At 46.9% G+C, this 13,087-nt stretch carries 7 protein-coding genes; 6 read left to right on the top strand and 1 reads right to left on the bottom strand.

Features of this window, described 5'->3' with window-relative positions:
- Positions 1 to 10 precede the first annotated feature (10 nt).
- The 3 genes from ABLA76_RS05165 to ABLA76_RS05155 all read left to right on the top strand — a co-directional run bounded on the left by ABLA76_RS05165 (position 11) and on the right by ABLA76_RS05155 (position 2,104).
- Complete coding sequence (locus ABLA76_RS05165) at positions 11 to 895, top strand: isochorismatase family protein (RefSeq protein ID WP_348987124.1); 885 nt, start codon at positions 11 to 13, stop codon at positions 893 to 895.
- Positions 892 to 1,638 carry a 2,3-dihydro-2,3-dihydroxybenzoate dehydrogenase gene (gene dhbA / locus ABLA76_RS05160; protein WP_348987123.1) on the top strand — a complete coding sequence of 249 codons (747 nt, stop codon included), beginning with the start codon at positions 892 to 894 and terminating at the stop codon, positions 1,636 to 1,638. Before ABLA76_RS05165 ends, dhbA begins: the two co-directional genes overlap by 4 nt.
- A gap of 124 nt (positions 1,639 to 1,762) precedes the next feature.
- A complete protein-coding gene (locus ABLA76_RS05155; RefSeq protein WP_348987122.1) occupies positions 1,763 to 2,104 on the top strand; it encodes a cupin domain-containing protein in 342 nt (113 codons plus the stop codon).
- 138 nt (positions 2,105 to 2,242) lie between these two features.
- Here ABLA76_RS05155 and ABLA76_RS05150 read toward each other — a convergent pair whose 3' ends face one another.
- The gene (locus ABLA76_RS05150) at positions 2,243 to 4,384 is read right to left on the bottom strand and encodes a TonB-dependent receptor (RefSeq protein ID WP_348987121.1); all 2,142 of its coding nucleotides are present in this window, start codon (positions 4,382 to 4,384) and stop codon (positions 2,243 to 2,245) included.
- Between the two features lie 215 nt (positions 4,385 to 4,599).
- On the opposite strand from ABLA76_RS05150, the gene ABLA76_RS05145 reads away from it, so the two are divergent.
- The 3 genes from ABLA76_RS05145 to ABLA76_RS05135 all read left to right on the top strand — a co-directional run bounded on the left by ABLA76_RS05145 (position 4,600) and on the right by ABLA76_RS05135 (position 13,071).
- Entirely contained in the window at positions 4,600 to 7,449 is a 2,850-nt protein-coding gene (locus ABLA76_RS05145) for a condensation domain-containing protein (protein ID WP_348987120.1), read from the top strand.
- Positions 7,450 to 7,560: 111 nt separating this feature from the next.
- Entirely contained in the window at positions 7,561 to 8,520 is a 960-nt protein-coding gene (locus ABLA76_RS05140; RefSeq protein ID WP_348987119.1) for an ABC transporter substrate-binding protein, read from the top strand.
- 90 nt (positions 8,521 to 8,610) lie between these two features.
- Positions 8,611 to 13,071 carry an amino acid adenylation domain-containing protein gene (locus tag ABLA76_RS05135; protein WP_348987118.1) on the top strand — a complete coding sequence of 1,487 codons (4,461 nt, stop codon included), beginning with the start codon at positions 8,611 to 8,613 and terminating at the stop codon, positions 13,069 to 13,071.
- The last annotated feature ends 16 nt before the right edge of the window (positions 13,072 to 13,087 follow it).

The following is a 13,087-nucleotide window of genomic DNA, read 5'->3' as shown; positions in this document are numbered from 1 at the left end:
AAAATATGCCATGAGCATTCCTAAACTTCAGGACTATATCCTGCCCGATGAAACCGCCTTACCTGTAAATAAAGTCGAGTGGAAGTTGGAGCCACAGCGCGCCGCTCTGCTAATTCATGATATGCAGGAATATTTCCTCAACTTCTGGGGAGAAAAGAATAAGATGATTCAGCAGGTTATCGACAACATAGTTACTCTGCGCACGCGTTGCCATGAGCTCGGTATTCCCGTGTTTTACACAGCTCAGCCTAACCAACAAAATGACGTTGATCGAGCGCTACTGAATGATATGTGGGGACCTGGCTTGAACCGCTATCCAGAACAGCAAAAAATCGTAGCAGCATTGTCCCCCGAACCGAAGGACACTGTGTTGGTGAAGTGGCGCTACAGTGCGTTTCAGCGCTCTGACTTGGAAACCTATCTGCAAGAATGTAAGCGCGACCAGCTTATGATCTGTGGCGTGTACGCCCATATCGGTTGCCTAACCACTGCCACTGATGCCTTTATGCGCGATATACAGGCTTTTATGATAAGCGATGCGCTGGCGGATTTCAGCCGGGAAGAGCATATGATGGCGCTTCGCTATACTGCGGGTCGTTCCGGACGCGTGTTGAGTACCTCTATGGCGTTGTCGGCACTTATTCCTCCCGCAGTAGAACGTAGATGGGATCGTGAACGTCTGCTTGCCATACTGCAACCCGCGCTGGACGAAGATGCACATGACATTGATGATGACGAAAACCTGCTTGATTACGGCTTAGACTCGTTACGCACAATGTCCTTTGTCTCAAAGTGCCGCCAGGAAGGATGCGAAATTGATTTTATCACGCTGATGAAACAACCAACGTTGCAAAACTGGCTTGCACTGCTGAACGGCGATTTGGAAGAGAAATGAACGATTTCAAGGGAAAAACTGTCTGGGTAACAGGAGCTGGAAATGGTATCGGCTTCCGAACAGCCCTCCGTTTTCACGAGGCAGGAGCCAGGGTTTTTGGATTCGATCTGAAATTTTCTGATTCAATGCCGTTTGAGACGCTCATTCTGGATGTCAGCGATGCTCATGCGGTGCAAAAAATCTGCCCTCCATTGCTGAAGGAAAATGGGCTGGATGTGCTGGTTAACGGTGCGGGAATTCTGCGTCTCGGCTCTGCTGAAACGTTAAGCCGTGAAGACTGGGAAAGCTCAATCAACGTTAATGCAGGCGCAGTATTTAATCTGTTTAAAATCCTCATTCCACACTTTCAGCGTCAGCGCAGCGGCAATATCGTTTCAATAGCCTCCAACGCAGCTCACGTGCCGCGCGTTAATATGGCAGTTTACTGCGCTTCTAAAGCTGCGATGCGTAGTCTGTGCCTGAGTGTGGGATTGGAACTGGCACCTTTTGGGGTGCGATGTAACATTGTTTCACCCGGTTCCACGCTGACTCCAATGCTGAAGGGAATGCTCAACGATGATGATATAGCATATCAGCGTCTGATCAACGGCTTTACTGAACAATTTAAACTCGGCATTCCACTTGGGAAAATCGCCCAGCCCGACGAAATAGCCAACGTCATTTTGTTTTTGGCCTCCGACCAAGCAAGCCATATAACGTTGCAAGATATTGTCATTGATGGGGGCGCTACACTCGGTGCTTGATAATCCGAATGTTTAAATCTGTTTACCTGTATGCCACTATAAAGAACGGAAAGACTATAATTATAGGGAATGGGTAAGTATTAAAAACCTAAACCAAAAACGAGTTAAAGGAAAGGGATATAACATGAGCCATATTACCGCATTGAGAAAAGTTAATAATTTAAAACAAGAATTTGATTTAATAGACGAAATCTGGTCACCGAAGGTGATAGCTGAAACAAATGAATATAAGATAATCATCTTGCTCGCTGACGGTGATTTTATGTGGCACACACATGAAGATGAAGACAAGGTATTTATGGTTATTGAAGGTGAACTTCGTATAGATTTTAAAAATGATCACGTAATAATAAAGCAAGGTGAGTTTTTTGTGGTACCTAAAGGGGAAGAAAGTAAGCCTTCATCCAAAGAATTAACCAAGTTGCTATTAATAGAACCCTATGTAGTCGCGAATTCAGGCCAATAAATTATTAATAAACATTGTCAGGTTGTGAAGTCAGATAATAAGTGCCACGCGTGATTTAAGATGGAAAAAAGGGGGAGCGGCTAATTGGCTCCCCCTTGCTTCTACCACCTACAAGTCGGTGCGGTCAATGCTGATTTTTTAGAAGCGTACTTTCACACCGATACCCACTTCACGCGGCTCCAGCATATATCCTGAAGGCCCCCCCGTACTATCCTGGTATTTATTTGTCGGCACACGTCTGTCAAAGACGTTATTTCCGTAAGCAAACAGTTCCAGATTTTTGGTCGGATTATAGGATAAACGGAGATTGGAAACTAAATAGGCACTGACTCGCAATTCGGGATCGTTCTGGTCATTTGAGAAGTAACGATCCACGTAACGAAGATCGCTACTTAGACGAACTTTTTCCGTGATGTTCCAGTCAGCACCGACGTTAAACATGTAGCCGGGCGCTTTAGCGAATTGTTTTCCTTCAAACAAGTTGCCTCGATAATCGGCGAATTTTTTGATTTCAGTATGAAGCAATCCAAGCCCACCACGTAGGCGAAGATTGTCCAGAGCCCGATAATCTGCCCCCAGCTCAAGTCCATAGGTTACCGCCTTATCGGCGTTGACAAGGATAGAACCGTTATTAGGTCTGTCTTTCGTATAATCCTCTACAGCACTCTGGAACCCTTTATAATCTGTATAAAAGATATTACCGGTTACCAGCAATCGGTTATTGAGTGCTTTACCACGTGCAAACAACTCGTAATTCCAAGCCTTCTCCGGCGCGAAGGTGTAATAGGAATGCCCAGAGAAATTCACACCTGTACCACCCGGTGCATAGCCTTTGCTTATCAGAGTACCGACGGTTATATCATCAGTAACGTCATAGGCGAGAGAAACTTTCGGCAGAATAGCATGGAACCCTTTACTATATTCATGATAGACGCCAGGCACATAGCTGGTGACCCCTTCATGCTTGACCTGGTCATATTGATAACGCAAACTGCCAGTCAGAGCCCATTTTTCCGCAAAACGCCTGGTCGTCTCTGAGAAAAGGCCGACACTGGTATTCGTCAGATCGGCGTCTGCCTTGCCCAACAGATTATCAAGCACATTCGAAGCCTTGTCACGCGAGTAATAAAACCCTGTTACTCCACTCCAGATTGAATATTCATCACCGAAGTTCAAACGTATTTCGTTGGAAACATTGTTAGAATCACGATTTGCGATACCTAGAGCCCTCTTCGTGAAAGTGTAACGATACTGCGAGGCCGAATATTGGAGCTGGTTGGAGAACACCATATCGTTTTCAAACGTATATTGAAGATCTAAAATACCGACATCACTGCTGGTCTTAGCCCTGTTGGTGCTTAGCGTCGAGTTTTTCAAATCACTGTAGGGCAATGACGCCGACTCACTGTCAGGATTTTTTGCTGTCATATGGGAGTAAGTCAGTTTGGCCAACCAAGGGCTATCCAGCGGTTGCCAAAGTGCCTTAACACGGATATCCAGATTTTCGAAATCTTTGTTCATATCAGAATCGACGAAACCGGGATTGGTATATTTAATGAACGTATTTCTACCGCTGTAATCCATGGCGAGGCGTACTGCGAGATCATCTGTCAATGGGCCATTGACAGTAAAAGAAGCCCGTTTCTTTTGGTGGCTTCCGTATAAAATCTGCCCATCGAATTCGGGGGTAAAGGTGGGATCGTTAGTCTTGATAATAACTGCACCGGCGATACTATTCGCGCCCTGTGTCGTCGTTTGTGGGCCACGGAATACTTCTACTGAATTTACGTCCCAAACAGATCCTCTCCCCAAACTAAATTCTGCGGAGCTGAGATACCGCCCATCAACACTGATGGTCGCTCGTGGTATGGGTTTAGAAAGAAAGGTATTTCCTCCTACGAGAGGCCCATTTGTCTCAATACCACGAATACTCGGTGCACTTGTATTGCTGGTATAAAGCACATTAGGTATACCCTGCAAAATATCAACGATGGTTGTCGCCTCAGGTTTATTCTGTATCCGTTGCCCGGAAATAACTGTGACTGAACTTGACGTTCTCTGCAGAGTTCTTTCTGTTTTTTCACCTGTTACCGTGATGACATCGGCGTCATCACTCCCCGTTTTGTTTTTCTCTGGTTGAGTCAAAGTGGCAGCTTGACTTCCCAAGGATGATAAGGAAAACAAAATCGCACTGCTAAGTAACACTTTTTTGCGTGAAAAAAGCAGATTCCACCCATTTACACGAATAGGCGGAGTTATTTTTATAGATATAATTCTCATTATCATTATCATTATCATTAATGTTCGCAAGATGACAATATTATGTTAACCTTCTCATTTGTCAATTGTATATTTTTGTCAATTCAAATACGGCAGCCACTGCAACGCACATTCTGCAGGCAGCATTAGTCCTCCTATGTGGCATTTAATGGATATTGGCTCGTATTAATGCATTGTAATAAATGACTGTTCAGTTTGATAAAACGAGAAAATCCATGTTGAATATTGATTCAGGAAAGTTATCGCACACCGCCATATCCCGTTACGAAGAACATATCTGGCTACTACAGCAACAAAACTCTGGCCGCATTCTCAAGCAGCTCTCAGCCTGGCGGCTTCATGACGATGTTAATATTTCAATGCTGATACACGCTATTCAGTCTGTTATTGAAGCAATACCGGATCTGAACGTACGCTATGAGTTAAATGATGACGGTGAATTACATAAAACCCGAGTCATGGGCTGGCAGACATGCCTTGAGTTTTTCCATGCCAGCTCACATGCAGACATGATCAAGCAGATACTGGCTGTACAAGCATCTGCTTGGATTCCTGAACAGCATCCACCTTTTAAAATATTGATAATACAAAAAAATAATGAAGTTGTTTTATCTCTTATTTTGCACGAAATATTGGCACAAATTTGTCATGAAAAAGAGATACTCGAAATACTGATCCGCGCTTATGCCGGTCACTGTGTAGAACCGCCATCTCTAAAACGTGTTTCCTTACTACCTTTCGACGGAAAAGCGGCTTCTCTCGTATCCTGGCTGCGCTGTTGCAAGAGTGAGAACAGCATTATTCATTCCTCTTTTGATGTCACAACTGACCTGAGTAAAGATCGGCTCGCACTGCGTTGGAAAACAAGACTTAAAATTAATGAACTGAAAACGTCCCTTTCCCGCGACAAACTATCCCACTGTGTGTCGGCTATGATTTCAGCCAGATTCGCCCAGTTCATTGGCCTGCTCGGCGGTCAAGAAAAGATTGCACTTTGCCTGTTACAGCCGGACGGTTTCCGCCGCATTATTATCGAGTGTGGCATGGCGGAAACACAGATCATCAAATCCGTCATGGATAGGCTTCAGGCGCAACCAGACGAAGATAATCTTCTCTCCGGTACTCCTGTAACAGGGAGTGATGAGTCCTGGGTATATGTTCGGTTGCTATCTCGTCCGAATGGCCTGGTTGAACAACAGAGTTTACTGAGCCATCCTATCCTATTGCCAACCTATGAAATGCGTCCCGATTTTGAACTGGCAACAGAGTGTGAAGGTACAGAAGAAATTAGCCTTATATTAACAACCGGCCAGGCGATTTCCGGTCACATTGGCGAGTTTCTGCTAAATCATTTTGTGTCATTTCTTAAAGGCAGTGAAGATGCCATTGCAGGTTTAGTCGCGAATTCTGTGCCTGGCGCTGCTGTGCACTCTGCTCACAACGCCCCCGGCAAGGAGATCTCTGCTGGTACTGATGAAATAGCAGCGATCATATTGTCAGAGTTCCGTGAAACTTTGGCCGTTACAGATATGACGCTGGATGATGATTTTTTTGACTGTGGCGGTCATTCTCTGCTGGCAACGCGCATTATCGGTAAACTACTCGGCACGCACGGGCTGGAAGTGCACTTCGGTGATTTCTTCAGTCATCCTTCTGCTGCCGCCTTGGCATCACGCGCAGTGATAACAAATCAGAGTAAGGATACGGAGCCTTCGGCGCAGACGCAAAACGATCGTTTGACGGCACCTTTGGCACTCGCACAAACCTCTCTTTGGAATGCCTATAACGCTTATGAATTTAGCACCATCTTCAACCTGCCCTTCGCGCTGGATTTTCTTGATGAGGTTGACGAAACGCTCCTTGAGCAGGCTTTTTCTGATCTTATCGAGCGTCATTCCAGCCTGCGCACCCTATTCCATGTTCAAAATGGTGAGGCCTGTCAGCAGATTGTCGCCATGTCGGACGTGAATAATAATAAGTGGTTCTGGTACAGTCACGAAAGTAAAAGTATACGTCTTGATGACGAAGCTGCTTACAAGTTCGATCTTTCCCGCGAATTGCCAATCAGAATACGGCTGATCCGCAATCCAGAAACCGGACGCCAAATATTGTCATTCCTCGTTCATCATATGGTTATTGATGAATGGTCGTTGAACGTTCTGATAGAGGAACTTGCCCAGGCTTATTTAGCGCGTTCTGTAGGTATGGCTCCTGTCTGGAAAAAAACCGCATTGTCATTCCATAAGTTTGCTCTACAACAGCAGGCAAATGGCTTTAATCAAAAGCATCTTGATTACTGGACTAACATGTTGCGTGATGCAACGCGCGGGTTAGAACTCGCCTTATCTGACAACCGGAAGACTATCTCAGCGCATGAAAGTTCGTCAAAAGCTGGTTGGATCGAATACAAACCTAAACCTGAAATCACTCATCGTCTTTATTCCTTCGCTCGACAGAATAATGCTTCCCTGTTCAGTGTTGTCTACGCTGCAATTGCGCTTTCGCTACACAAGCTTGGCAATCTGAAGGATATTGTGATAGGTACTTCTGCGTCGGGTCGTACTGATCCCGATACCTATGAAACAGTAGGCTACTTTACCACCATGGTTGCCCATCGGCTGCAGTTCTATCCAGAGCAATCCGTCGGCGCACTGATCGAAAACACCAGAGACACTATCAATAATTCCATGCCGTATGCGGATATACCGCTCGATATTATCCAACAATCGTTAGGGATGACACCGGAGGATGGTCTGATCTTCGACGTTTATATTCAGATTCATGCCAATAATGCACTGAATGGTGCCCTTAAGACCCCGTCTGGTAACGATATACGCTACCGGCAAATCGATCCTGATAAAAAAGAATCCATGTTTGGTCTTCAATTCGAGATCATGGAAGATGTCATTGATGGAGAAAGAATAATGCGACTGGTGATAACTTACCGTGCGGATCGTTACCCTGAAGAACACGTCCAGCGCATCTGTGAAACCATAGATAAAGTTTTCACATTCTTCACAACACCTGATGTTTCAAGCCTCCCCCTTGCTCAAGTTCCTGTGTGATGTCTATGGGGTGATGAACCAATCATTATGGATGTGATGTGGTTAGGTCAGGGGAGGTTTGTTGCCTGACCGAGCCATATAACCCTACTTCGCTCTGAAAGAGAAAATATTATGCGATCTGCTATTACTGTCATATTACTGTGCTTGATGGGGACATCGGCCTTTGCCGCAACGCGGCAGGTCACGGATACTATGGGACGGGAAGTCGTTATTCCTGAGGAGCCACAACGTATTGTGGTGATGAGCGAGCCTGCTCTCGGTCTGCCCCTAATGGAGCTGGGCGTTCAACCGGTCGGCAGTTATGGCCGTTCGGAAGATGGCACTTATCAGCTTGGTGCAGATTTCGTCGATAGTGTGCTCGGTGAAGGGTACACGAAACCACAAGGCATCAGTGCTGGCAGGGAAATCGATCTGGAAAAACTTTATGCACTTAAACCCGACCTCATTATTGGAACCGAATTCGATATCGACAAGGTAAAACAGCTTTCAACGGTTGCTCCTGTCTATCTGCAAAATTTCCTTTCTGGAAAATTCCATCATTTCAAGATTGAAGAAAATCTGGCCAGACTTACCGGACGTGAGCAGAATTTTCAAAAACGGCGGGACATGTATTTACAGCGCGTAGCGGCAACGCGCGCCCTTTTGCCGGAAAATACGGCTAATAAGACCTATCTGCCGATCCTTATAACAGATCAGATCAATGTCGTCGGCGAAGCGACCGGTTTCACTCAGGCATTGGAAGATCTTGGTTTCACCCGCCTGAAACTCTCGGCACAAGGCGGTCTTTCGGTCACCTCATCTCAACTGCTTTTACAGTTGAGTGCTGACAAATTAGGCGAACTCAATCCGGACGTTCTGGTAGTACTCAACAGTTGGGGCAGTAAGGAGCACGATGAGAACGCTATTCGCTCTGCACTTGATCGGATTGTGCCTGGATGGACTCACTATATGAAACCCGCTCGCGAAAAACGGATTATTTTTCTTAATGCGGGCGAAGTTTTTACCCCCACGTTTGCCAGTGCGGAACATACTCTCAGAGCCGTGGGAGAATGGGCTAAGACAAAGCAATAAAATAATCTAGTCAGCCAGAGGCTATGTGAATTCAACTTATTTTTATACTTGCTTCTATTAATCCGGATTTTTCAACCACGTGAATAAACTATGAGAGAATTAACGTCAATGCAGGCAGCCTGCTGGGTCGGACGTAACGTTCAGACCGATTTGGGAGGTATTGCCGCACATCTTTATGCCGAATTCGACGGCCATGACATTGAGATAGAAAGATTTAAACAGGCTCTGGAACGTGTTTGTTCTCTGCACCCCATGCTAAAACTCTGCGTCAACGCTGAAGGGCTTCAGTCTGTTATTCCATCCGGTGAGTCGTTGTTACTGGAAATTGAGGATTTTAGGGGATTACCAGAACAAGAGGAGGCAAGGTTACTTCTTGTTAAACGCATGGAGTGGACCCATCAGAAGCTTGATCTTTCTTCTGGTCAGGCGTCCCGTTTTTCACTCAGTCTGCGAGATGGCGGAAAATTTCGCCTGCATGTCGATACAGATATGATAGCTATCGATCCTTCGAGTTTCAGGATATTAATGGAGGATCTGGCGATATTTTATGATAACCCGGATCAGCCGGCTCCGGTAATCGCGTCGTATTTCAACTGGTGCGATCAGGTGCGCACCGATCCCTATCTAAAAGCTGCCCGTGAAAGGGACAGAATCTGGTGGCGCTCACGTATTCCGCACATTCCGCCTGCCCCCGCGTTGCCGATTAACAAAACCTTGCCCAATCAGGCTTGCAGCCATCGGCTGGCGGCATGGCTCCAGCCAGACGAGCGTCAGGCCTTGAAAAAACTTGCCCGAACACACAGGGTAACCATGTCGAGCTTGATGCTGGGACTTTTCTCTATTGTTCTTGGAAGGCATACCGGAGATAAATGCTTTCGGCTCAATGTACCGATGTTCTGGCGTTCCCCCCTTGTGGATGGCGTGGAGAGGATCGTCGGCGATTTCTCTAATGTGCTCATCCTCGGTGTAGATATTAATGGAACAGAAAGCCCTGCTGACCTTTGTAAACGACTTGGCGGGCAACTGACAGATTTGCTTGCCCATTCGGCTTATCCTGGTGTGAATCTGATGCGCGATCTTTCCCGGCATCATGGCGCGACGCAATTGACTCCTGTCGTCTTCACCGCGGCGCTGGATATACCGGAGGGAGAACTTCTCTCAGATCGGGTCAGGCGCGCATTTGGTCCCATGAACTGGGTTATCTCACAAGGTCCGCAAGTTGCGCTCGACGCACAAGTTGCTTCCGCCGACGGGGGTATTCTCATCAACTGGGACATTCGTCTGGATATACTGCCAGAAGAATGGATAACCCCAATGTTCGACAGTTTTGTTAATTTCGTCCGTGAAATCGCCACATATCCGCAACGCTTCGATGAGGCAATACATTCACCCGATGCAATAACAGCCCCATCACCGAGAGTCAGAATTGAAGCCACTGACTCTACTGTAAAAATCGATCGAAAGAATAGCATGGAAAAACCACTAACCTCCCTGCAACTGGCATATCTGCTTGGGCGGCGGGCAGAATTACCGCTTGGTGGCGTTGCGATGCAAGAATTTCGCGAGTATCGCGGGCGCATGGACTTGGAACATCTGCGAAATCACCTAGCGGATATGGTTCAGCGTTATGAAAGTTTACGCACCCGGATAGATGTAAAGCGACTCGTCCAATGTGTTAGCGTAGAAGCGGATATCAATTTACAGCAAATCGACCTGAGTACCCTGTCACGGGAAGAGGCACTCCGTCATGTGGAAAACCACCGTGAAGCATTTGCACATGCGCTTTTCGACTTGGAGCGTTCTCCGTGGGACATCACGTTGTTTCGTTTGCCAGAGAATCAACCGGAAGAGAATAACCTGATCGCGTTTGTTCGTTTTGACGCACTGATCCTTGATGGACGATCGATAGCTGCCCTGATGGTAGAACTTTTCGAGGGCAAGGTATCAATCATGGAGGATACTGGTGCCCCCTTGGATGAGGAAGATATCTCTGAAAGGCGCAAGATAGATGAAGCGTATTGGAAAACAAAGCTTGAGACAATCAGTGGTCCACTACGATTTCCGTGGACAAAACCACTGGCACAAATAGAGACTTCCCTCTATGCACGGCAAAGCCTGATTGTAGCACGGGAAGATTATACCGCAGTGTCGAAAGCCGGTGCCAAACAAATGCTTTTCAAGAATTCTACCATCATGACGCTGGTACTTGAGGTTATGTCCCATTGGATCGATGAGAAGAGTTTGTTCATTGGTGTTCCCGTCGCACCGCAGGTATCCGGTGTTTTGTGCAATCGTTCAAGTTTTATTGTGGTTAACTGGAATGTTGAGCAGGGCAATCTTTCTGAGCGAGCCAACACTCTACAGAATGATGTGCTGGAAGGGCTCGGACATCTTGCATTCTCAGGTATAGACATTACCCGACTTCTGGTTGAAAAGCATGGTGCAGGCCCTGTTTTACCGGTGGTGATTACCAACGGACTTTCGTGGCCGGTATCAGGTCACGAAAGTTGTATGCAGTTGCATAGTGGGCTAACTCAGACACCACAAGTTGCGATGGATATTCGTTTTTCGATCAATGCAGATAAAGCGCTTGTTTTTGACATCGATTATGCTATTGCAGCGGTTGAATCGGCTCTCGTTCGAGACATTTTAGGAGCTATAAGCAAAGCAATACAGGTCATCGCAGCTTCAGGCGTATTCGCAATTTCGGCACGGGATATTATCGATACGAACCACTATCGATTTAACGGCATTGAAACTGATTTTCACTGCGGGCGATTTCTCAGTCGGATAGCCACCAATATCTTCGACAGCAAAAACACTAAAACGGCACTTATCAGTGGCGACAGGCATGTCAGCTACGCTGAACTGGGATGTAATGTGCGTCGAATAATGGGAGCTTTCATGGAGAAAGGGCTTTCCAAAGGAAGTGTCGTTGCCCTCTGTATGCACCGTGGGCCTGAGCACACGGCTGTGACCCTAGCCTGTGCGTTGACGGGAGTGATCTGGGTTCCGATAGACGCAGATTCGCCCTCAGAGCGACTGCGCTATCTCCTTGAAAACTGCCATCCGGACCTTGTGGTAACGACAAAAAGAGAAGAGATTGAATATCCAGCAGAAACACCTGAAAAACTCTTGTCTGCCGAGCCGTTGGCGGAGCTTCCTCTTATGCTTGATGCTCTCTCATCAAGCGAAGCGCCCGCCTATTACCTCTACACATCCGGGACAACCGGAAGGCCGAAATGTGTTGTTTTATCCAATAAATCAACATCGAATGTCATCACCAGTACCCTTGACGAATGGTCTGTAACGCATCGGGATGTCTTCATTTCTGTCACACCTTTGCATCATGATATGTCGGTCTTCGACGTTTTTGGTTGTCTGACAGCAGGTGCGACCCTTGTTCTTCCCGCTATCGGTGAAGAAAAGGATGCACTACGCTGGAACCAGTTGGTTGCCAGACACAAGGTGACATTATGGTGCTCCGTACCCGCTATTCTGGAAATGCTTCTCGCGTGCCGCCAGGGGAATGAATTGAAAAGCCTGCGGCTGATTGCTCAGGGTGGCGATTACATCAAACCGGCGGTTATTGGTAGTCTGCGTACACTCCTGCCATCAGTACGGTTGATTTCGTTGGGGGGACCAACAGAAACGACTATATGGAGTATATGGCATGAAATAGGGCTGGACGACGTTAGCCAGATCCCCTATGGAAGGCCCTTACCGGCTAACAGCTATTTTCTGCTAAACGAGCGTGGCAATCATTGTCCGGTGGGTGTTACTGGCCTTATTCATACGGCAGGCGTCAATGTCGCATTGGGTTATCTGGAAAACGGAAGCCTCACCCAGACCAATTTTGTGACCATCAAGGACACGAACGGAAAAGAGCTCCGTGCGTTCCGGACCGGTGATCACGGGCACTATCGTCGTGATGGTATTATTGTCTTTGATAGCCGTGTCAACGGTTACGTCAAGGTGCGTGGAGTACGTATTTCGTTGCCGGACATCGAGAATGAACTGGTTCGCCACCCGTCGGTTAAGCACGTTCTTGTGGTGGATTATGGCGAGGAAATGCACGGTGAGACCGCCATCGGCGTACTTTATGTGCCGCAACAAGAGGGTGCTTTATCAGGAGCAGAATTGCGCCAATATGCCTGCCAATGTCTGCCAGCATCGCATATTCCAACACGGCTCCTACCGGTCCCTGAATTACCGCTCTCACCAAATGGTAAGCCTGATCGCGTTAAAGCACACAGCCTGCTGACGGAATCGGTGCATGAGCAACCATCTATTAAGCGCGACGCTTTCCCAGCTAGAGAAACAGCGATGAAAAAACAGGTGCTGGAAATTTATCTGGACGTGCTCGGCCAATCACACGCTAGCCACATCGATGGAGACAGCGACTTCATCAGCATGGGGCTGCGCCCTCAACATCTGAAAACAATTTCAGCACGTATCTATGAGAAATTTGCGATCGTGCTCTCGCTCTCGCAACTGCTGCGTTGCCGTAACGTAGCAGAAGTCGAACAGCACTTAATGGAAAAATTTTAGAAAACAACACGGATTA

Source organism: Xenorhabdus sp. SGI240 (assembly GCF_040081915.1).
In the GTDB taxonomy this organism is placed as follows: Bacteria; Pseudomonadota; Gammaproteobacteria; order Enterobacterales; family Enterobacteriaceae; genus Xenorhabdus; species Xenorhabdus bakwenae.
Note: the sequence above shows the minus strand (reverse complement) of the source record. Positions and strands in the feature narration are given on the sequence as shown.